We start from the raw sequence: 23142 nt of genomic DNA on the forward strand, positions 1-23142 counted from the left end.
GTAATTTGTCTATACAAAGGACAAGAGGTCTTATGACTTTTATTCCATATTCTCGGCCTGTTATTGATGAACAAGAAATACAGGAAGTCGTTGATACATTGCGTTCAGGTTGGCTTACTACTGGGCCTAAAGTTGCTAAGTTTGAAAAAGATTTTGCAAAGGTTATTGGCTGTGAGCATGCTCTTGCTGTAAATTCTGCCACAGCTGGTTTGCATCTAGCTCTGGAGGCTTTAGGTATCGGTGGTGGTGATAAAGTTATTACCACGGTTCATACCTTTACAGCCAGTGCAGAGGTTATACGGTATCTTGGTGGCGAGCCTGTTTTTGCAGACATTAATCCTGATACTTTTTGTATTGATCCAGATCATGTCGAGCGACTCCTGAAGAGCCATGGTAATATTAAGTGTATTATACCTGTTCATTATGGTGGGCAAGCTGCTGATATGACAGCAATTATGGCACTTGCTAAAAAATACAACGTACGTGTTTTAGAAGATGCGGCTCACGCGTTACCATGTACCCATAAGGGGCAACTTATTGGTACTATTGGTGATGTAACGGTATTTAGTTTTTACGCGAATAAAACTATTACCACCGGTGAAGGTGGTATGGTTGCGACGAATGATGCCGCGTTTGCTAGTCGTATTAAGGTAATGCGACTTCATGGTATTAATCGCGACGCATTTGATCGTTTTACTAGTAAAACACCTAGTTGGTATTATGAGGTTGTCGCTCCAGGGTATAAATACAACATGATGGATATTTGCGGCGCTCTGGGGATTCATCAACTTCAAAAAGCATACGTTTTTCAGAAGAAAAGAGCTTATATAGCAGATTGTTATGCAGAAGCTTTTGCAGCTCTGCCTGTAGAAGTTCCAACTGTCATAAATTCAGAAGATTACCATGCATGGCATATTTATTCTCTTCGTTTGAAGTTAGAAGAGATTACGATTTCGCGAGATCGTTTTATTGAAGAATTGGCTAAGGAAGGGGTTGGTACTTCTGTTCATTACATTCCATTGCACAGAATGCCTTATTGGCGTGACACATATCAATTGAAAGATGACTTTTTTCCACACTCGACGGCTGTATTTGAACGTATTGTGAGCCTGCCAAACTTTGCTTCCATGACAGATGAAGACATCAATTTTGTTATTCGTGCGGTGCGAAATGTATTGGATGCGTATAAAAAATGATGAAACGATTATTTGATATTTTGTTTTCGCTCGGAGGGCTTGTTGCATTGTCTCCAATCCTTTTCATAGTTTCAGCCATAATCAAGATGACTAGCCCTGGTCCTGTATTTTTTTGTCAGACTAGAGTTGGCATTAAGGGAATCCCGTTTAGTATTTATAAGTTCCGAACAATGATTCCCAAAGCGGAACAGCATGGATTAAAAATTACTGTGGGGTGTGATCCACGTATTACACGTGTCGGTGCTTTTTTGCGTAAAACAAAGCTGGATGAGTTTCCACAACTCGTAAATGTTTTTATGGGAGATATGAGCATTGTTGGGCCACGCCCTGAAGTTCAAGAATTTATTAATGAATATCCAAAAGATGTGAGCGACAAAATTCTTTCTGTACGCCCTGGTATCACAGATCTCGCATCTATTGAATTATCTGATGAAGCTAGTTTGTTGGAAGGGAAAGCGGATCCGCGGCAAACTTATATTGATGAAATAATGCCTATAAAAGCAAAGTATTACTTGAGTTATGTGGCTCACAATTCATTCTGCAATGATCTTTTTATTATTTGGGCAACAATAAAGAAGGTTATTAGACAGGCATTGGTATAATCATGTCGGTTACCGTCTGCCTCTCTTGTGTTTGTTGCTTGAGATAGTTGCATGGCTTATTAAGCAAGAATGTTGCAATCGCCTAGCATAAAAATACGACCATGTATTGATTATGAACTCGCGATGGTTCGGTTGGCTCCATTTTAAGGACGAAAGTATATGTTACCCCAAGTTACTATTAAGCTTTTAGCGTTAACTCGATTTCAAAAAAAAGTTTTAATGCTGTTGATTGACTTAATGTTGATCCCAATTGCCCTATGGGGCGCGATGGGGCTGCGTTTTGGTGAACTTTGGCCGTCTTCTATTGAAGACTTGCCTCTTGCAATTGGGTTGGTAACAATTGGGAGCTTAGTAATTTTCATTTGGTTGGGACTATATCGAGCCGTAGTTCACTTTATGGGAATCAATGCAATTCGAACAATTCTACTTGGCGTATCTTGTTCAAGTTTTTTTCTATTGTTAGTAGTATTTATTTTTCGAATTGAGGCATTGCCTCGCTCTGTACCTTTTATTTATGCGCTATTGTTGTTTGTCTTGGTTGGTGGAAGCCGATGGGCTGTGCGTAGCCTTTATCAACACTTGCGTTTTAAACAAAATGCTAAAGAGCCAGTGATCATTTATGGTGCTGGAGAGGCTGGAGTTCAGTTAGCGAAAAGCTTAATAGCTGGTGAAGATTTTTTTCCGTGTGCATTTTTGGATGATAATAAGGTTCTTCAAGGGTGTATCGTTCATGGGATAAAAGTCTATGGACTTGATAAGCTGTCACAGGCGATAGCCTTAACAGGAGCCTCCCGAGTATTGCTTGCAGCACCGAGTTCGACTCAAGCTCAGCGTCGTATAATGCTAGACAAGCTTGATGGATATCCTTTGCGTGTACAATCAATTCCACCGTTAGAAGCAATAGTTTCTGGAAAGGCCTTATTAGAGCAGCTTGAGGATATTGACGTTGAAGATTTACTAGGCCGTGATTCTGTTGCTCCAAGAGAACAACTTTTTTCAGCGTGTATTAAAAACAAAAATGTATTGGTCACTGGAGCTGGTGGGTCTATCGGTTCGGAATTATGCCGCCAGATTCTTTGTGCAGAGCCCACGACATTAGTGTTATATGAATTGACTGAACTGGCTTTATATACAATTGATCAAGAACTTCGGGGTGCTTTAAAAGAACTAAATTGTTCCGACGTAATGATAATACCATTATTAGGCTCAGTTTGCGATCGTGGGCGCCTTGATGAGTTATTTGCACTTTATGATATTCAGACGGTATATCATGCCGCAGCGTATAAACATGTTCCACTAGTAGAGGGCAATATTTTTCAGGGAATCAAAAATAATGTTTTTGGCACTAAGACGCTTGCAGAGGCTGCTCAATGTGCCGGAGTTAGAAATTTTGTTTTGATATCTACTGATAAAGCGGTTCGCCCGACAAACGTAATGGGGGCAACAAAACGTGCCGCAGAGCTTGTGCTGCAAGCAATGGCTGAAAAAGACTCTTGTACTGTGTTCAGTATGGTTCGATTTGGGAACGTGCTTGGGTCTTCTGGTTCTGTTGTGCCACTTTTCCGTAAGCAGATTGCTAGTGGTGGGCCAATTACCGTCACTCATGAAGATATCACTCGATATTTTATGACTATTCCTGAAGCTGCCCAGCTGGTAATTCAAGCCGGTGCATTAGGAACAGGTGGTGATGTTTTCGTTTTGGATATGGGGGACTCTGTTAAGATCATTGATATGGCGCGCAGAATGATTTTACTTTCTGGTAAAACAGTTAAAGACACAGATCATCCTAACGGTGATGTAGCAATTTCTGTTGTTGGTCTTAGACCTGGTGAAAAGTTGTACGAGGAGTTGCTTGTTGGGGATAATGTTCAGTCAACTGAACATCCTAAAATTAAACAAGCCCATGAAAGCTATATCTCTTTAGAAACATTAGTGGAAAAACTTTTGTTGTTTAAATCTCTTGAAGTTAAGAATGATTGTGCTGCTGCGCGTGCATTACTTCAGGCTATCGTAGTAGGCTTTAATCCGAGTTCCCCTATCGTTGATTACCTTAATCGGCCTGTTAATCAAGTAGCATCATAAGGTTGCATTCCTGCTATAGCCTTGCAGGCAACATGTTAAGGCAAAAAAATTGGCGAATGAGATGTTCTGGCAGGTGTAATTCATGTGTAATTTTACTTATTTTCATGTTACCAACACGAGTGGTGTCTTCTCTTTGATGTAAAAGAACTTCAGGCTCTTACACGAAAGTGTAAGAGCTTTTTTATGAATCACTTTTAATTTCGTAAATGTCTTTGATTATAGATTGGTAAATTAAGGGAGAACCCTTGCGAATACTACTGTAGTTATCTGTAACTATAGCGAGGATAGTAGCTGACCCTCAACTTGTTGGTTTAGGGTGGACTCCCAATTAAGTCAGCAAGATTGAGATAATTATTAGCTCAGATGTGACGATAAATATTTGTTAGTTATAGTATTATTAGAAAATATTACGTAGTATGCCCTAGCAGTACTATAGGGTGGCTTCATTGAGATGGTTGCTTACTGTTAGTAAGTGTTGCCTACAGTGTTTAAATTGTTTGTATTTATTATGATTGTGAGGGCTTATGCTTGTTCCAATTATCATGGCCGGAGGATCCGGTACTCGATTATGGCCATTATCCCGTTCATTATATCCTAAACAATTTCTTCCGCTAACGAGTGATTCTTCCATGTTGCAGGAAACGGTACACCGTCTCTCTGGATTGAAGACATCATTTCCGGTGGTTATTTGTAACGAAGAACATCGTTTTATCGTCGCAGAACAACTTCGTAATGATTCTACACTTGGCAAAATCATCTTAGAGCCGGAAGGGCGCAATACAGCACCAGCGATTGCGATAGCTGCCCACCTTGTTTCTCAAGGTGAAGATCCTACGTTACTTGTGCTTGCTGCTGATCACGTAATTGCAGATTCAGAATCATTTATCACCGCTGTTAAGAATGCGCTTCCTCTTGCAGAATCAGGAAAGCTTGTAACATTTGGTATTGTGCCTACATCTGCTCACACAGGGTACGGATACATAAAACGTGGTGAAGAGATAGGAACTGGATTTTCTGTCGAACAATTTGTGGAAAAACCTAATGTTACTGTCGCAGAAGAGTATCTTGCTTCGAATGAATACTACTGGAACAGCGGTATGTTTCTATTTAAGGCAAGTCGATATCTGGATGAATTGAGAAAGCATAGAGCGGATATAGCAGACGCCTGTGAAGCTGCGACTGAAAATGTTGTTAGAGATCTTGATTTTATCCGACTAGATGAAGAGGCATTTCGTGCTTGTCCTGAAGAGTCTATTGATTATGCCGTAATGGAGCAAACTGAGGATGCAGTGGTTATTCCTTTAGATGCTGGATGGAACGACATCGGCTCGTGGTCTGCAATGTGGGATGTTGCGGACAAGGATAACGATGGAAATGCTTCTGCAGGAGATGTTCTGCATCATAATTCTAAGAATTGTTTTGTTCACAGTGATGGCCGATTCGTAGCGACTGTTGGACTTGAAGACGTAGTTGTTGTTGATACGAAAGATGCATTGCTTGTTGCTGCGAAAGATTCAGTTCAGGATGTTAAGGCAGTTGTTTCAGAGCTAAAAAAAGCAGGCCGCAGTGAATTTAAAACGCATAGAGAAGTATTCCGCCCTTGGGGAAAATATGATTCTGTGGACTTTGGTTCCCGCTACCAAGTGAAGCGCATCACTGTGAATCCAAAAGCCAAGTTAAGTGTCCAAATGCACCATCATAGAGCAGAGCATTGGGTTGTAGTTTCTGGTACAGCTAAAGTTACTAACGGTGATGAGACTTTTCTTGTTTCAGAAAATGAATCAACTTACATACCTGTTGGTGTGATACATGCTCTGGAGAATCCTGGAAAGGTGCCATTAGAACTTATTGAAGTTCAATCAGGTGGCTATCTGGGAGAAGATGATATTGTGCGTTTTGAAGACAACTATGGGCGGTGCAATGAAGCATCTTAGTTGTTTTAAAGCGTATGATGTTCGTGGAAAACTTGGCTCTGAACTCACAGATGAAATTGCATATCGCATTGGTCGTTCTTTCGGCCAGTTTGTATATGAAAATGAAACAACTCGAGCTGTTGTCGGTTGTGACCCTCGTCTGTCTTCGGAGTCATTAAAGCAAGCTGCTACAAATGGTTTGCGCGATGCTGGTGTTTCTGTTTTGGACATTGGCCTGACAGGAACAGAAGAAATTTATTTTGCAACAAAGCATCTTGGGGTAGCTGGCGGTCTTGAAATTACGGCTTCGCATAACCCCATTGATTATAACGGAATGAAGTTTGTTTTGGCTGACAGCAAACCCATAACTCGTTCAAATGGTCTGGACGAAGTGCAGCGAGTTGCTGAAGAGCAGGATTTTTCACCTGTTTCTCCAGAACTGCGTGGTGAGTTCCACACGATATCCATCCTCAGTGATTACGTGGATCATTTGCTGAGTTATGTTGTTTTGGATGAACTGAAGCCTCTTAAGCTTGTTGTTAACGCAGGTAATGGAGCCGCTGGGCATGTTATTGATGCTATTGAAGAAATATTTTCTCAGCGCAATATTCCCGTGGAATTCATTAAAGTCCATCATGAACCGGATGGCACATTTCCCAATGGTATTCCTAATCCGCTCATATCTGAACGCCGTAAGGATACTGCCGATGCAGTAATTGCCCACACTGCTGATCTTGGCATTGCGTGGGACGGAGATTTTGACCGTTGTTTCTTCTTTGATCACACTGGTCAGTTTATTGAAGGGTATTACATTGTAGGGATGCTTGCAGAGGCTTTTTTGCAAAAAGAGTCTGGGGCAAAAATTATCCACGATCCCCGTTTAACATGGAATACCGTTGAAGTTGTTCAGGCCGCCGGAGGTATCCCTGTACAGTCTAAGACTGGGCATGCGTTTATTAAAGAACGTATGCGTGAAGAGGATGCTGTGTACGGTGGTGAAATGAGTGCTCATCATTATTTTCGGGACTTTGCTTACTGTGACAGCGGAATGATTCCTTGGTTGCTCGTAATTGGGCTTTTGAGCCAGAAAGGAACTACTCTTAAGCAGGAAGTTGAAGACAGAATTCGAGCATATCCTTCGTCTGGCGAAATCAATTTGAAATTGGAAAATCCTGCAGAGGCAATTGAGTGTGTACGGCTTACGTATAACCAGATTGCGAGAGATTTTGATGCAACTGATGGCGTCAGTATGGAATTTGATGCATGGCGCTTTAATTTGCGTTCTTCTAATACAGAGCCTGTAGTTCGCTTGAATGTCGAATCAAAAGGTAATGAGCTGTTGATGCAGCAAAAAACGGAAGAATTGTTGAGCTTACTTCAATCAGTATAATACCGTGTTTGGTATGCTGCTGAAGATGTGTGTTAGGTGTAAATTTTTATGGTTTCTATGTAGTTAACTTGGTTTGTACTTTGTGGAAGCTCTGTAGATAAAGGCACAAACTTTTTTGTATCTAGTTACACAGTCCTTCCCGCAGACGATAGGTGCAAATCCCCTTAAAAAACGCCAAGCAAAAAAAGCTCTTACATGAAAGTGTAAGANCTTTTTTTGCTTGGCGTCTTTTTTTTGATCGCTTTGGAATTGTTTATCTATTTAGTGTCGAGATATTAAATGCTTATTATTAAGTGCGTTGCTGTGAATGATGCTTTTATATGCTGACGAAGTGAAAAGGGTGTACTGATGTGAAAGCAGTTTGACAATGTGTTGTCAAATTGGCAGTATGTTGTCATGAGCGAAGTACAACACAAATCTCGAACTTCTTCTGCAGAGGCATTTACTCAGTTAATTCTGGAAGTTTTTCAACTGAATGGAAGGTTGCTTGCTGCAGGTGATCAATTAACAAAAGGGTTAGGGCTATCAAGTGCGCTTTGGCAGGTGCTTGGTGCCATTGATGATGAGGCGTTACCTGTGTCTCAAATTGCGAGAAATATGGGGTTAACCAGACAGGGTGTGCTGAGAACAGCCAACGCATTGGAGAAAAAAGGATTTGTCGAATATCAGGATAACCCTAATCATCAACGCGCAAAACTTGTTGTTTTGACAGACAACGGGCGTGAGTCGCTTGATAAAGTATCTGCGTTACAAATTGAATGGGCTAACAAAATTGCTGATGGAATAGGTGAGGATGACCTTAACGCTGCGATACGAACAATCCATGGATTGTATGAAAGGTTATAGCGGCAGATAGATTCAGGAGAATGCTATGAGTGAACATACGCTGGAAACGTTTCTTTCTACTTTGGGGCTTGATGAAGAACCAATGGGGATTTTTTTTACAGACGAAGAACCGTCTGAAGGTTTTTCCCCGAAACCTAATGAATTACCCACCCGTGAAAAAGAGATAGAAAACAAGATAAATTGGCCAGAGCTCTTCGGATCTTTCTCTTGTGTCATCGGAAATATTTGGCGTGCGAGAAAAAAGCAAAGCGTTGCGTATTTTTCCAGTGAACAGTTTGGATGTGCAGGTGGTGCATTTTGGCTCGGATTTTTGAACCCGCAGACAGAAACTATTATCAACTATGTTTCAACGGGCAGTCCAAATTTGGGTGACTGTGAGCGGTACTGTGATTCGCCTGACGCACTCAGAAAAATTTTTGAATATGTTGATCCACAACCCGTGATAAAAAAGTATTGTGTAATTAAGCCCGTCAGCCAGTTTGCAGAAAACGAGACTCCTGAATTGGTAACTTTTTTTGCACGTCCGGAAAGCTTAAGTGGTTTGCATCAATTGGCAGTATTCGTGACCAATGATCCAGAAGTTGTTGCATCCCCTTGGGGGGCAGCATGCGGAAGCCTTGTTGCTTGGCCACGGCACTATGCATCAAAGGGGCAGAAGAGGGCTGTGCTTGGTGGCTGGGACCCTTCTGCTAGAAAATTTTTTAAAACAGATGAGCTGTCGTTTACCGTTCCTTTTTCGATGTTCAGTGATATGGTGAGTCGTTACAATGAATCTTTCCTAACTACAAAAACCTGGCAAACCGTTCAAAAAAAAATAGAGCGTAGTAATAAGGTGTGGAGTAGTAAGTAACTATTTGAATAATGGAGGATGGATATGCTTAGTTTCAAAGAACTGAATGACAATATTAGCCTGCGCGATCAAATTAGTTCAAGTGAGGAAGGCCCAGTTGTTCTGATCAATGTGTTTACGGTGGATCCTGAAGATGAAGAAGCACTCGTTGCAGCATGGGCTCACGATGCTACTTATATGAAAAAACAGGCTGGATACATTTCCACTCAGCTGCATAAAGGCATTGCCGGAAGTCCAACTTATGTAAACTATGCCATTTGGGAAAACGTCGAATCTTTCCGAAATGCCTTCAGTAATCCCGAATTTCAATCCAGACTCGAAGGGTATCCAAAGAGTGCTGTGACATCTCCCCATCTGTTCAAAAAACTTGCCGTCGCAGGGCACTGCGTAGCGTAATGCACTGTAGAAAAAACTTTTACACCGAAATGTAAGAGTTTTTTTATTATCGCAGGTCTTCTAGCTAGTACGTGTATTTTGTGATGAGGGCTACTCGCCATGAATCTCTTATGTTTGAGATTCCCCAAGTGTCTTCATCAAGGTCTAAATGGATGTAGGCAATGGAGGGGCTGATGCTTAGCTGGTCGTAGAGCTTGATGGTTGCTTCATAATCTACTTCAAGTGCAAAATCTTTATCGGTTAAGTATTTTGCAATGTTTGATGAGGGGGTATCTAAATGTCCATTCTTTACGATGCTTGCATCGTTTGTTCCCCACATTCCGAGTACCCGTAGTTGCTGTGTCATCCAGCTGATATATGTAATATCATCTAATACAATTCCGGCGCCAATTTTGCCTGTTGCATCAGCAATACGTACGCCGGTCTCATTAGCATGGGTGTCATCAAATCCGTATGTGCTGATAAGCCACGAAGCCGTGACAAAAGGCATACGGCCTGAACCGTTCTTATAGGCGTTGCTGCCGTCACCGGAGCCCCACCAGCCTGTGAGGGCCGGTGTTATATTGTCCAAGGTATAAGAAAGTTTTGCAGCTGTGAACCAACCACTACGCGCGGCAGCCTTATTGGCATCAAGTCTCCCGTAAATTCCGTCAAAAAGTAACTTGAAATCAGTGTCCAAATTTGCAGTTAAAGCCAACCCTGCCCAAAAAACCTTCGCATTTTCTGTTCGTTCAACATTTACGAAACTATTATCGAGACCAAGTGAAGGGCCAATGACATACGTGAAATTGGGACGGCCAAACTTTACGTTTTCGCCAAGGGCTGTATACGCAAAGTATGTGTTGAAATTCATATTTTCCGGGGCAAAGTAGAGAGAAAGAAGGAACATATCCATTTTGTTGTGTGACGAAACTGACAGATCGTCAGTAGTGTCTACATCAAAGGGACGAAGCCAGCTCAAAGCAGCGCTGAATTTTTCGGAATGAGCGTAGGATGCAACAATGCCGGCAACATCATCATCCAAAATAACGGACCCTGCAACAGCACCTGGATAGGTTAGTCCTATCAGTCCAGCATTTATAGATAATGGAAAGTAAGGGACGTCAATGTGTAAAAATAGACGCTTGGTCAATACTCCCACGCCGTCTGTACTAATATCTCCTCCGGCATATCGACCGGAGTTGTTGTCTGGATATTGTCCCCATCTGTGGTTGATTTCAAAGTAGGCGACGCCTGAAAGCATTTCGGTAGCAAGAATTTCTATCTGGGATCTAAATCGTTGTTGTACTGTGAAGCCGTTTGTTTCGTCATCTTCTTGAAAATTTTTATGTTCTAGAAGTTGCGTAACATTCCATAATGATCCCCTAGCGTTGATTTCTACGGCAGCAACTGGCGTTATGACTAAGGTGCTCAGTAGTAATAGAGTAAAAAGACAAAGTAAGTTTTTCATACGCCTCCTGTGCCAAAAAATCGTTTGCACAGAAGATAGCTCGCTGAGTTTTTAGGATGAATTATTTTCCGTATAGCGTGTTGTATCTGTGTGTTGCGACGTGTTTGAATGAACACGTGAATAGGCGATTGCCCAAAGATGTGTGTGAATGATTCGTGTGGTGCTTTGAACAAAAAAAGTACGTGACGGGGAAAATTCGTGAGCAGGCTTTTGCTTTTGGAAGGAAGTACTGTGCAGTATTTAGAGGAGAAGTTTTGTGAGTAAGTGTTTACTCGTTCGGAAGGAGGGCAGGATAGTGTTCGGTGGCGATTGTGCTTTTAGGGGTTATGAAGCTTTTGTGCCTTCACGGCTTGTTGTGTCGATAATATTTAAGCAATGCTGGCGGATTAGCTCGTGCCTTTTTTCTTGGGTGATTCGTTTGTTTTTGTACATATGGCTGTCAGCGTTAGAAGCCAGTGTGCAAAGTTCATCAGGGAACATCGCTGTGGATACGCCGAAGGAAACAAATGGCGAGCCATCAATACTGTTTTGCTCTTCAACTTTGCTCTTTAAACGAAACAATGCTTCATTGGCGTTGTTATATCCTGTGTTCGGAAGCAGTATGACAAATTCATCTCCGCCGATGCGGTATATACTGTCACGGTCACGAGTGTACGTGGCGAGCATTGAAGAGATTTTCCGCAAGTATTCATCACCAAATGTATGTCCAAGTAGATCGTTAACGATTTTAAGCCCGTCTGCATCAACATATATAAGACTTACAGGGTAATCTTCAGGCGTTATGGTTTTGAGTTTTTGTTCGAAAGAATAACGACTGTAGACTGCGGTCAGTGTGTCTTTTTTTAACGTTTTAATGAGTTTTTCTTTCGCGTTTTGCAATTCGTTAATGTCTATATGAACCCCAGTAACTCGGCGTGCTTTGCCTTCAGCAGTCCTGCTGGTTACGACTCCTTTTCCAAGAATCCATATCCAGAATTCCTTTTTATGAAGAAAGCGGTAAACGCATTCGAAGCTGTCACCATGCTCGGGGCTATTAATAATTTTTAATTGCATGGAAACGGTGTTTTCGTAGTCATCAGGATGAACCCGTGATGCCCATGAGTCTGCTGTGGGTGGGAACTCATCTTCAGTATAGCCCCCCATAGCAATGTACTTATGGCTATAGTAAACATGGTTTGTTTCTGCGTTCCAGTCCCAGATCCCGTCCTCTGCTGCTTGCAAAGCAAACTTCATGCGTTGTTGTTCATGATCGATAGCAGTGACGCGCTCGCTGTTGATATGGAATCCGCTGACCATGGTTGCCTTTTGTTCGGCATTACGATGAAGAATGTATCCATGGACTACCACAGATGAATACTTACCGTTTTTTCGGCGAATACGAAGTGGGTGTTCGTATCTGTTTCCACACTTTGCGGACTGAATGTAATTTTCTAAAAGATATTTAATAACTTCAGTGTCTTCATCGTGAATAATGTTCATCCAATCTGATATTGATGTGGGGAGTTCGCTCTCAGTGTACCCTAAGCAGGTAAGGTATGATTCGCTGAAGTACAAAGAGTCTGCTAACGGCTCCCAATACCACATTCCTGTTTCATTTTCCTGAACTGTATCTTGAGAAACTTCAAAAGGCGTGATGATAGCTTTTGTCGAAAGAGAGTTTTGCATAATAAACCTTGTAAAAGAAGAAACTGGTATTCTCAACCTATTGCTATTTAAGTTAATTCTTGCACAAACTATTAAGCGAAATTTTGAGTATGACGAAACTGTCGCTCTGGTTGCGTAGATTTCTTTGCGAAAAATGTTGCACCAGAACAAGACAACAAGATCTTTTTCTTCTTCTAAAAGCTCCCGTACAAAGTGTAGGAGTTTTTACTTTCTAAGAATGAAGCATGGAGAGGCGCTTGATTCTGTCTTTTGGCTGAGATCTTTTTGACAGTACGTATAGGTAATGACGTTATAAATATGTGCAGGTTATGGTTTGATGTATGCATAACCTTTGCGCTGGAGGTCAATTATTTCCAGTAGTCCGGCTGGAATAATTTTTCCTGATGGTAATAGCCACTCCGGTTTAAGTTGGAAATGGTTCATAGCATTTTGACAAACTTTTATTTCTAAACCAAGATCTGCAAGTTCAGTTAATTTTTGAGCATGGGGATCATCTTTTCCTAATAATTTGATACCGGGGCCATTTACCACAAGACAAGCAGTGAATTTTTTCCCTGAAAGCTCTTCAAAATAATTTTTTATGTTGCTGATTGTAACATCCAATTCTTCATTGCCTTTATCAAAATGGAAAATCACATCATAATGCATTGGAATTTCTCTTTTGTGTGCGTTATTCCTTTTTCTAGTATGGTAAAAAAGATAACTTGCTTCAGAGTTAGAATGAAGAATTTGATTTATAAGAGTGTCATGAAACTGCATACGGGTGAAGCCCCTGCGAATGAAGTAGACTCCAAGAGTTAACATGAGCACACTACCAGCACCGAGAATGGTAAACACAATTCCTTCTAAGTTGCTGGTTACTCGGGATGCCATAAGAAGAATAAAAGAGATGATTGTCATGGAAAAGGCGCAAAGAGCAATGCCGGAACGTAATGTGGTATGTGCAGTGCGCTTTTCTGCCAGAAGCAGCATTAGCTTTTGAAAATCTGTTTGTGATATTTTTTTGTCACTCATTGGATATGGTCCCCCTTGGTAATTAGAGGCGTATTGCTGTAGTCAGTTTTTCATTTTTTTGATGTTTTGTTCAAGTTGACTGGAAGTAGAAAAGGTCGGATGCGTTGTATAAGAAAGACATTCGAGCGTAGTAATGAAATTCTCATTCAACTTACGAATAAATATAGTAATATTCCTGCGTACGAAAAATGATATCTATCTTTGCCAACGCACATGAGTGGTGGGTGTTATGAACGTATGATATAGCTTTTCTGTGTAGATGATGTAAATTTTACGGTAGGGATTTTTGATGAGCGTTCTTGTTTTTTAAGCAAAAAAAAGACTCCTGCATTACGTGCAGGAGTCTTTTTAATAACATTGTATACGGAATTAACCGCAAGTTTTACAGGTAGTTTGCAGCAATAATCACAAGGCCGAAAAGGAAACTTGCAAAAACAGCAGGCTTCCGCCAACTGCTCTGAATGCCTGATTCTTACCGGCAGAGCGCATTTTCAATACCATGATGCATGGGAGGAAAATGGCAATGATAGCAAGTGCTGAGCCTGCATGGGAAAGAGCGGCAATGAAGCTGCCCGGGGCTAGCACGGATGCGGCAAGTGGTGGAAGGAATACCAGTGCGCTTGTTCCGGCGCGGCTGGTTCTGTCATTACCTCGTTTGAATGTTTCAGCAACAAGATCAAACAGACCAAGGGATACACCAAAGAAGGATGTAACAAGAGCGAGTACAGCGAAGAAAGATACTACTCGACCAATCCATGTGGAACCGCCGCTGATGAGGGCAACAAGTGCATCCACATTTGCCATGCCTGCGAGTTGCTCCGGTGAAGCACTGCCAAGCGAGAGCATTAACCAGGCAACATAGCAGAGGCCGGGAATCGTACTGCCGATTATCAGAATTTTAACCAAAGATTTTTTGCTTTCACCTACAAAGCTTACCACGCTCGGGATAGATGCATGAAAGCCGAAAGAGGTAAAGAGTACAGGAAGAGCAAAGAGCAAACCTTTTGATGTCGGGGTACCAAGTGTAAGGTTTTGCAGGTTGAGCTGCCCGCCAAGGCAAGCGAAGCTGACAACCATTGCTCCGAGCATAATAGAGAATAAGGTTTTGTTTGCAGATACAAGGGCGTTGGTGCCGATGTAGAAAATTATGGCACTGATAACAGCAAAGGCTGCGGAGCCAATGCGGGCATCTACGCTGATTACGCTGGAGATAAGGCTGCCCATGCCAGTCATGTAAGCAACCAGAAGACAGTAGGCGAGAAAAAATACACTGCCTGTGGCAACGATCTGTCCGGGGCGACCTAGAACTTCGCGTGTCATGAAGTTGAAGTTGACGCCGGGGCCAAATTCAAGGTTGATTTCAATTAGCATTAAGCCGGAATATACAGCCAGAGCCCACATTATGAGTAGAATCAGACAGCCCGTAAAGAAACCGAGACTTCCGATCACCATAGGAAGGCCAAGCATACCTGCACCAATAGCGGTACCGGCAACAATACTAATCGCACCAATGTTCTTAGAACTCATACAACTCTCCAATTTTCAATGCTGAAATAATGTTCAGCACTGAGCAGTGAGCCACCACACGCCTGCGGGGTCCCTGTTTGAACACAAGGGCATTTTGTTCATTTGCGTGTACTCAAGGCTAGTTGTCTCGTCTATTAAACAGGTCAGCGTATGTGCTGTTTTCATGGGCGAAAAAATGGAGAACTTTTATGAAAGCATAAAAGAAAATGACACCTACATACAATGCACCATGAAGTTACGTTTCGCGTGGCTGAATAATCTGACAAGGAACAGCATGAGAAATTTTGTTGTTAACCCATTCGAGATAAATGGCTAAGAAGCGCAGCCAGCATATTCCCGACTTACCCAAGGAGAATATATCTGCCGCTGCTGTTACAGCGTCGGCTCTGTAACTCATCTTCCAATGCAGCTTCCATTTTACTCATTCCTGAACGTGGAATGCCCTGCAATATACCACCGTGTTTCCATAGACTGCTGTGGCAACATGAGGGACTCTCATAGTACCACAGCAGAAATAATGGAATTAGTTCATTAACTTTTTCAAAACTGTTTCAAGGGCAGTTGCAGCTTTTTTAGTTTTGGATGTAGATACTTTCTGCACTTCATCCATAGCATTGTAGATTGTCTGGGAGACGTCTTCGAAGATTTCTCCTGCATTAAGGTTAACTTTGTTGCTCATCAGGTAGTTAAAGGCGCGTGCCATACCGCAGTTTGCAATGAAGTCAGGAATAACGCTGAAGTTATTGTCTGCATATTCTGCAGTTGCACCGTAGAAAATGTCTTCATCATGGAACGGTACGTTTGCACCACATGCAATAACTTGCAGACCATGTTCTTTCATAGTTTCAAGCTGTTCTTTGGTGACAAGGCGGGAAGCAGCACAAGGCAGGAAGATTTCTGCGCCAACGCTCCATACTTTAGCCTGAGTTTCTTCTGCAGAAAGAGCATTCTCAGCAACAAGAGTGTTGCCGGTGCGGTTCAGAAGAAGCTCGCGTATCTGTTCGACGTTTAAGCCGTCTGTTTCAACCAGGCCAGCTTCGCGATCGATGATGCCTACGATGAGTGCACCGCGGGATGCGAGGTAGTATGCTGCAGTTGCGCCTACGTTGCCCCAGCCCTGCACGATTACGCGCTTGCCTTTGAGTGGAATGTTATTGAGCTCGTGGAAATGACGAACAGACTCTGCAACGCCCCAGCCTGTGATCAGATCGGCAACAAGATAGCCGCGTGATGGTTCAGGTGAGTATGTTGCGGATGTTACAGGAAGACATACACCGCCACGGAGCTGACTGATCTGCTGGATCTTTTTCTCTTCAGTCGGCATAAAGTGGCCGTTAACAATGCCTTCTTGCGGGTGCCATAAACCGTATGCTTCTGTGTGCGGGATTACGTCTTTAATTTCACACACGTTCAAGTCACCACCGGTGCCGTAGTAGCTTTTAAGCAGTGGCATAACAGCTTTGTACCAACGATCGAGCACTTCATCTTTGCGCGGATCATTCGGGTCAAAGTTGATACCGGATTTTGCACCGCCGATATGCGGGCCGGATACGGCAAATTTGATTTCCATAGTTTTTGCGAGTGAAACTACTTCATGCTTGTTCAAGCCTTTTCTCATGCGGGTACCGCCGCCAGCAGCGCCCCCACGCAAGGAGTTAATAACAACCCATCCCTGCGCATCTGTTTCAGAGTCACTCCATTCAAAAACGATTTCCGGTGTGTTTTCTTCAAAAGCAGTTAACAGTTCTTTCATGTCTATTCTCCACAAGCTAACTAGATGTTATGTGAGTTTCTTGAACCAATGGGATATCGAGCAACAAACTGCGGTTGCAGATGCCGCTTTGAAAAAACAGAAGCCTTCTGCCGGAGCATCAGGCCCCCACAATTATGTGTTTAAGAAGACAATCGAATAGTGTCTGCGTGCAGACGCGCTTCGATGTATAAGGACAGTGCCGCAACTGCACGGTCGCATACTGGGAACACAGGTACGCCGCTTTTATTGAAAGCGTCGCGCATAGGGTCATACAAGCGCCCCCCGTCGATTACACCGACTACCGGCTTTTCACTTTCCTGCGCCATTTTGGTGAGGAGAGGGATAATACCGTTTTCTGCATCCATGGAGAAAGCAGGGATCGGGGTGTCCGCGAGGGTATGCATACTAGGGGAAAGTGGGTCCAGCCCAATTACAACGGCATCTACGCCACTGTCTTTGGACAGGATGTCTGCGATAACGGTATGGGTTTCGTCATCAGCGGATGGGTTGATGTCCAGCGGATTGTTGATGGTAACAAGGCTGGCCAGTTTTTTTGATTCGAGCACTTTGGCGATCTGGTTGTGTGATGCTTCTTCAAATGCTGCAAGTTGCATTTGATAGTCATCAGACTGAATAGAGTCGGCCATGCCTACAGCTTCAAATCCGGCACCACTCACAGCAGCGAGGCGGTTGCCCTGAATTTTTTTGCTGGCCATGTTTTCAGCCAGCAGGAATAAATCCTGAAACTCTGTAAAGGTTCGGGCTACAATTGCACCGGCCTGTCGAACGCAAGATTCGCAAACCATGTAGTCGCCAGCTAAGGAAGCCGTGTGTCCGCTGGTGGCGCTCTTGCCCTCAGGGGTTCGGCCTGCTTTGTAGAAGACTACTTCCTTTCCTGCCAGAACTGCATCACGCACTGCCGTGCAGAATTCCAATCCATCCAGATCGTTAAATCCTTCAGCATAGATAGCAATGACATCCACGTTGTCGGCATCTTTGAAGTACTTCACCATGTCGCCAAGGGTGAGGTCTGTCTGGTTGCCCATGGAAACCATGTAGGAAGGATTCAGTTCAGGGCACTGGCTGCTACGGTGGAGCATAAATGCGCCACTTTGGCTGACAAGCGCAGAGCGGTGATGCTGAACAGTGCGGTCTTTAGGAAGCTTTTCTTCCGGAATAAACCATGTGTCGTAATTACCGGGATGGGAAACAACACCCATGCAGTTTGCGCCGATAAATACAGGGCCGCCGTCTTTGGTGCCGTGCACCGCATCAATGGCAGCCATCAGGTTTTCAGCACGTTCCTTACTTTCTTCAGTTTCGCCCATGCCGCCCGGAATGAGCATGACGCTGTTAGCGGCATCAAGACGAATAACCTCATCTACAAGGTCAGGAACTTGTGCTGCAGCTACAGCAACGACAAACATGTCGAGTTTTTCAGGCAGTGCTTCCAGATTTGGAAAGCATTTTACGCCTTCAATTTCGTCTACGCCGTCACGCAGGATGTACACATCTTCTTTCGCAAATCCTTCTGCCAGAATGTTGTCGAGGATGATGCGGCCAAAGTTTTTGCGCTTGATAGATGCGCCAATGAGTCCGATTTTTTTCGGATGCAATAAATTGTGGATTTTAGCGATAGGGCGGCTGTTTTCACGAGCCTTCGGCAGGGAGAAACGGCACATGCCGTCAAGTGGAACCATCAGGTAGTCTGTGAAAGCGTATGGGTTGATTTCCATTTCTTCGATAACAAACTCTGCCTCGGGGTTGGAGGAAGAATATTTGCGACCCATTTCGATGAAGGAAGAGAAGCATTCCATGAGCTGTTCATCCGTAACCACTCTACGCTGCCCGCGAGTAAGGCCAGCAAGCTTTTGGTAAGAGATGGTTTTGCGGAATTGGGCAAAGAAGCTTTCACCGTCAATCAGTTCACAGGACGCTGCTACGATTGCCTGTCCTTTTCTAAAACGCTTTGCGTACAGTTCTGTGTCTGTTCCGCCGAGTCCTGCGCTGAGAATCATACCGAATTCACGAGTATTGCGCAGACCCACAATGAGTTCGTTGCCGAATGCGCCGGAATCCGGCGGCATAAACTGCACCATGAGCACGCCTTTCAGGTCGCGGCGAATGGCGGTGAGGAGCGCGTCTCCTGTGAGCCCTTTGTATTCCTCTGCCGCATGGGACGGATCAAGGTTGATCATGGTCGCATAGTTTTCCGGTACTTCGTAGAGCATACGGCGAACCGCGGAACGGATGCGATCAGGATTTTTTTCGACGACGCGTACTCCGCCGACTTCAGTCTTATGAATGATAGTCGGAGAGACAATTTTTATGACAACTTTTTCACCCGGCATAGAGTTCAGTGCTTCGTCAGAAACCTTTGCTCCTTGAGGGATGAGGATAGATTTAGGCGGTGTTTCTGCACCTGATCGTGAGAGCAGGTTGTATACTTCGTATTCAAAAAGATAATCACGCTTTTCGTCCTGTGCGGCTTTGAACAGGTCGCTTATGGCGTCAAAATCTATGGAGACGTCTGTTTGTACTTCCATGGTGTGTTTTCCTTCCCGTCTATTTTCTCAAGTGGTCACGCAGTGATGTATAAAAAAGTACCCAGTAAGAAGCCGATGTCCGGCTTCTTACTGGGAATGATATTTAGAACAATGCGCGTCCTGCGCTGAAGGCAGCATGGTTAGCTGTCCAGATGGCAGGTTTAGGGCTTACATTTTTCAGTGCCTGCAACCATAGTTCAGCAGGGAACTCGTTGAACGGAGCGAGCGTGCTGAGCGCGCCGATCATTACAACGTTTGCGATTCGTCCGCTTGGGTCACCAAGGGCGAATGCCTGTTCCAGAACATCAATTTCAACAACATTGTAGTTGGCAAGGGTGTCCATAATTTGCTTATGAGCAGGGTAGGCTTCTTCTGCTACACCGTATGGAAGCACGTGTGTTTTTGCTAACAGCACTGTTCCGCCCGGTCTGAGCATATCCACAAAACCCTGACGCAGTATTTCGCTTTGTTCCATGCTGACAAGACAGTCGGCAGTACCCGGTAAGAGAACTGGTGAACAGACGTTACCGCAGCTGAAGGTAGAAATAACAGGGCCGCCCATTTGAGCCATGCCGTGAGTTTCACCTTTAACAATGTTGGTATCTCCGTAGCCTGCAAGGAATGCCAGCTGTGTGAGAACGCGACCGAAGAAGAGGTTGCCCTGACCACCGACACCGCGGATTGCTAACGCGACTCTTTCCGGCAGAGTAAATGAACCGGCATCCGGTGCGGTGATTGTTTCAGGAGCTTCTGGAAGTGTTACGCGATCAGCGGCACTTTTTTCGGAAGGTTCTGCAATGGTAATCGCATTAACAGGACACATCTGCGCACATGCAGCGGACTGGCTTACACAACCGGTACACATGTTGTTAAATGATGGAAGCCCGTCTTTGTCTGCCTGAATACCCGGACAGATCTGACAGAGTCCACAGCGTTTACAGATGTCTGCATCCACAGTCATCTGGGTGCCGTAAGAAGATTTAGGCATTTTGCGGATACAGACACCGGTAATTACCAGTGTGGTGAATACATCGTTTTCTGCATCAGCGAGTGCGCCTGTAAGCGCTTTTTTGATTCCTTTACGATCGTAGCCGCTTACTTCCACAACTTTAGCGCCGTGTGCAGCAAGGGATGACTGGAGATCAAATGTATTAGTCTGGCCTGCAAGGTTTACAGGAGATGTCGGGCCAGGCTGACCGCCTGTCATGGCTGTCCAGTTGTTATCCAGAACAACTTTTACACCAGGGATATGGCGGAAAATAGTGTTTCTGGTGCTGTCCATGCCGCTGTGACATTCTGTGCCGTCACCAAGCATGCTAAGACATTTGGATGCTTTTTCCGGATTAGCCAGAACATAACCAGCACGGTTTGATTCGCCTGTGCCCATAGCCACGTTGGTGTCCACAGCATCCATGAAGTATAGAAGGGTGTTACAGCCGATGTCACCAAAACATGTTTCCAGTTTGCCTTTCTTTTTCATCTGACGAACGGTTTCGCCAAAGAGTCGGTAAGGGCAGCCTGCACAGATCATTGGTGGACGGCTCAGGGGGGCGACCTCATTTGAAGCGGGTGATTCAAGGGAGTATCCAAGGCGGCCCGCAACCTGAGCTGGTGTCCATTCTGTCAACGTTTCGATTGCGTCTTTGCCCTGAATGGCTAGACCGTTGCGTTCAATTTCTTCCTGAACAAAACGGTAGCCGTCTTCGATGACATACACGTCGCCGTCGATTGAATCGTAAAATTTGCGAATGAGATTCATAGGGAGCGGGAAGGTGAAACCGAGGGAGAGGATGTCTATGTCTTCACCGAGAGACTCTTTAACTTCCTTCACCATCATTTCGTTGATTCCGTAGGTGATAACACCAACTTTACCAGCGCCTTTTTCCCATTTGTTGAGCGGGGAATTTTCTACCATTTCTGTAAGCGCAGGCATGCGCTCAGTAACAACGGTGTTGTAGTTTCCGCGTGCGACAACAGGGAGTGTGTTGAACTTTTTAAGAGGAACGGTGAGTTCAACACGGTCGCGTGTTTTGACGTCTGAAAGATGTACTAAGCCTTCACTGTGACAGAGAGTGCCGTTGGCGAGGATTACAATAGGGGTTTTGAACTGGCGACTGATGTCGGCTGCAATTTCAGAAGCTTCGTGCAGCTCCTGATGGTTGCGCGGTTCAAAAATAGGGACAAAACAGCTTTTGATAAATGGGCGGGGATCAACGAGGTGCTGTGTGGAGCTTGGTGTGAAATCTGACGCGAGGTAGTAAACGAGCGCGCCGCGGTCTTCGTTGAAAAATGCAGAGCTGCTGAATGGGTCACCTGCCTGAAAGAGGCCGGGAATTTTCATGGTGACAACACAGTCCTGCCCCGCGAGAGAGTGTCCGTAACCTACGGAAACAGCGGTGGCTTCACTAATGGACCAGCCTACAGAGATCATATCCTGTACGTTGCTGAGTCCTTTATCGATAACTTCGGTACTTGGAGTTCCCGGATATCCATCAACTGCATGGATGCCGGTGCGGACACAGCCGACTGCAAAGGCCATGTTACCCTGCAGAACGGCAGCTTCGCCTGACTCTTGCGTACAAAGTTTCTTAACTGGGTTCATCGTTAATTCTCCTTGAAATGGGCGTGTCTCTCGAAAAGTTGTTACAACTATCTGTGACGTTGTTTTCCTTGGAGTTATTAAAAGTCTGACTTTATGTCAATGGGGTTTATAAAAAAAAGATGTGTCTCTATATCATTACTTTATAAGGTGTTTTGGATAAAATTGTTAATTTCGACACTGCCATATATTTTGTTTTGTTTGCTTTTCTGCGTAGAAATGGCAACATTTCGGACTAAAATTGTCGTAAAAGACTGACAATTTAAATCGACAGAAAGTGGGTTTTACGGTATTTGTCATAGATAATGAAAATTTTGACAGGAGTGATTGATGCCTCAACATACTATGAAGACAGATACTATGCGCTCGAGCAGCCGTTGTGAGGACGTAGTTGCAACGCTGAAGCGAGAAATCCTGCTACAACAGTATGTTCCGGGTGATGTGCTCCCAAGAGAAGAGATGCTGGCGCAACAGTTCGGCGTAAGCCGTGCCATGATTCGCGAGGCACTGGGTATTCTTAAGACACAAGGATACTTGGAGTCTAAACGTGGAAAGAATGGTGGGACGTTTGTTAAAAACATCTTAGAGTCCAGCGCCATGGGTGCATTGTTCAGTGATCTGGTTCTGATGGGTAAAATGAAGGTAGATGATCTGCTTTCTGCGCGTCTTCTTATTGAGCCTGAAGCCACACGATTGGCGACTTTGCGGGCATCATCCATGGATTTGCAGCAATTGACTGACTTGAATGAGTTCGTGTCGAATGAAAAAGACAGAATGAAGCGCGTTGAGCATAATATTGAATTTCATATTTTGCTCGGACAGCTAAGCGGTAACCCGTTTTATGATATTTCTATCCGCAGTTTTATGACGTTTACTCGAATGTTCACTGGGATGATGGATGAGTCCTTGCCGTATGTGCATGATGACTCGGCGCATATGGATATTTTGAACGCGATTGCAGCACGTAACCCTCAGCTTGCATTTGAGAAAATGTATGTGCACGTTTCCGGTATGAAGTCTGCGATGGGCTCTCAGGAAAAGCTTATACGTGATGCCAGATTAAGCTAGTCTGGCTGAAGATGCAGTGCTGACTGAATATTTGGGATGGGTGGAGAATAGGAGAGTGATAAAGTCTGACTTTATCTTTTGAAGGAACTTATTACCATACCCATCTGAAAATAAATAACATCTAAAAGTTACTTACGTGCATTTTGAACCTGAAAGGTATTACTTTGCGATGGTAAGAGATATTTCTCCGCGTATAATCACGTTTTAAGCGTGATATGTTACAACATGAAACGCCCCTGCGACCA

General features: G+C 44.0%; 17 protein-coding genes. 9 read left to right on the forward strand and 8 right to left on the reverse strand.

Translation table 11 applies throughout. The annotated features are described in order from the left end of the window. Positions 1–32: 32 nt before the first annotated feature. The 8 genes from MKHDV_RS02240 to MKHDV_RS02275 all read left to right on the forward strand — a co-directional run bounded on the left by MKHDV_RS02240 (position 33) and on the right by MKHDV_RS02275 (position 9275). The gene (locus MKHDV_RS02240) at positions 33–1196 is read left to right on the forward strand and encodes a DegT/DnrJ/EryC1/StrS aminotransferase family protein (RefSeq protein ID WP_160711843.1); all 1164 of its coding nucleotides are present in this window, start codon (positions 33–35) and stop codon (positions 1194–1196) included. Next, entirely contained in the window at positions 1193–1798 is a 606-nt protein-coding gene (locus MKHDV_RS02245) for a sugar transferase (protein WP_160711845.1), read from the forward strand. Before MKHDV_RS02240 ends, MKHDV_RS02245 begins: the two co-directional genes overlap by 4 nt. Positions 1799–1957: 159 nt before the next feature. Further along, the gene (locus MKHDV_RS02250) at positions 1958–3880 is read left to right on the forward strand and encodes a nucleoside-diphosphate sugar epimerase/dehydratase (protein WP_160711847.1); all 1923 of its coding nucleotides are present in this window, start codon (positions 1958–1960) and stop codon (positions 3878–3880) included. Positions 3881–4404: 524 nt separating this feature from the next. Then, positions 4405–5814, forward strand: coding sequence for a mannose-1-phosphate guanylyltransferase/mannose-6-phosphate isomerase (locus MKHDV_RS02255; protein WP_160711849.1), 1410 nt, complete (start codon positions 4405–4407; stop codon positions 5812–5814). Beyond that, positions 5801–7183: a phosphomannomutase CpsG gene (locus MKHDV_RS02260; RefSeq protein ID WP_160712009.1), complete on the forward strand. Its 1383-nt coding sequence runs from the start codon at positions 5801–5803 to the stop codon at positions 7181–7183. The genes MKHDV_RS02255 and MKHDV_RS02260 overlap by 14 nt, the downstream gene beginning before the upstream one ends. A 396-nt stretch (positions 7184–7579) precedes the next feature. After that, positions 7580–8029 (forward strand): MarR family winged helix-turn-helix transcriptional regulator, encoded by a 450-nt coding sequence (locus MKHDV_RS02265; protein WP_160711851.1) that lies wholly within the window; start codon positions 7580–7582, stop codon positions 8027–8029. 25 nt (positions 8030–8054) lie between these two features. Next, a complete protein-coding gene (locus tag MKHDV_RS02270) occupies positions 8055–8879 on the forward strand; it encodes a DUF169 domain-containing protein (protein WP_160711853.1) in 825 nt (274 codons plus the stop codon). Between the two features lie 24 nt (positions 8880–8903). Continuing rightward, positions 8904–9275 carry an antibiotic biosynthesis monooxygenase gene (locus tag MKHDV_RS02275; protein WP_160711855.1) on the forward strand — a complete coding sequence of 124 codons (372 nt, stop codon included), beginning with the start codon at positions 8904–8906 and terminating at the stop codon, positions 9273–9275. A gap of 64 nt (positions 9276–9339) precedes the next feature. Here MKHDV_RS02275 and MKHDV_RS02280 read toward each other — a convergent pair whose 3' ends face one another. From MKHDV_RS02280 to MKHDV_RS02315, 8 genes are all read right to left on the reverse strand, one after another. Continuing rightward, a complete protein-coding gene (locus tag MKHDV_RS02280) occupies positions 9340–10725 on the reverse strand; it encodes an outer membrane homotrimeric porin (protein ID WP_160711857.1) in 1386 nt (461 codons plus the stop codon). 324 nt (positions 10726–11049) lie between these two features. Beyond that, positions 11050–12390 carry a sensor domain-containing diguanylate cyclase gene (locus tag MKHDV_RS02285; protein WP_160711859.1) on the reverse strand — a complete coding sequence of 447 codons (1341 nt, stop codon included), beginning with the start codon at positions 12388–12390 and terminating at the stop codon, positions 11050–11052. 306 nt (positions 12391–12696) lie between these two features. Next, complete coding sequence (locus tag MKHDV_RS18825) at positions 12697–13404, reverse strand: DsrE family protein (RefSeq protein WP_254060392.1); 708 nt, start codon at positions 13402–13404, stop codon at positions 12697–12699. A gap of 405 nt (positions 13405–13809) precedes the next feature. Continuing rightward, a complete protein-coding gene (locus tag MKHDV_RS02295; RefSeq protein ID WP_254060393.1) occupies positions 13810–14931 on the reverse strand; it encodes an amino acid permease in 1122 nt (373 codons plus the stop codon). Positions 14932–15166: 235 nt separating this feature from the next. Beyond that, the gene (locus tag MKHDV_RS02300; RefSeq protein WP_160711861.1) at positions 15167–15328 is read right to left on the reverse strand and encodes a hypothetical protein; all 162 of its coding nucleotides are present in this window, start codon (positions 15326–15328) and stop codon (positions 15167–15169) included. Between the two features lie 126 nt (positions 15329–15454). After that, positions 15455–16684 carry a Glu/Leu/Phe/Val dehydrogenase dimerization domain-containing protein gene (locus MKHDV_RS02305; RefSeq protein WP_160711863.1) on the reverse strand — a complete coding sequence of 410 codons (1230 nt, stop codon included), beginning with the start codon at positions 16682–16684 and terminating at the stop codon, positions 15455–15457. 140 nt (positions 16685–16824) lie between these two features. Then, complete coding sequence (locus MKHDV_RS02310) at positions 16825–19230, reverse strand: acetate--CoA ligase family protein (RefSeq protein WP_160711865.1); 2406 nt, start codon at positions 19228–19230, stop codon at positions 16825–16827. A 103-nt stretch (positions 19231–19333) separates the two neighbouring features. Further along, complete coding sequence (locus tag MKHDV_RS02315; protein ID WP_160711867.1) at positions 19334–21832, reverse strand: 2-oxoacid:acceptor oxidoreductase family protein; 2499 nt, start codon at positions 21830–21832, stop codon at positions 19334–19336. 327 nt (positions 21833–22159) lie between these two features. On the opposite strand from MKHDV_RS02315, the gene MKHDV_RS02320 reads away from it, so the two are divergent. After that, the gene (locus MKHDV_RS02320) at positions 22160–22897 is read left to right on the forward strand and encodes a FadR/GntR family transcriptional regulator (protein ID WP_160711869.1); all 738 of its coding nucleotides are present in this window, start codon (positions 22160–22162) and stop codon (positions 22895–22897) included. Positions 22898–23142: the final 245 nt, after the last annotated feature.

It is taken from the genome of Halodesulfovibrio sp. MK-HDV (assembly GCF_009914765.1).
GTDB lineage: Bacteria > Desulfobacterota > Desulfovibrionia > Desulfovibrionales > Desulfovibrionaceae > Halodesulfovibrio.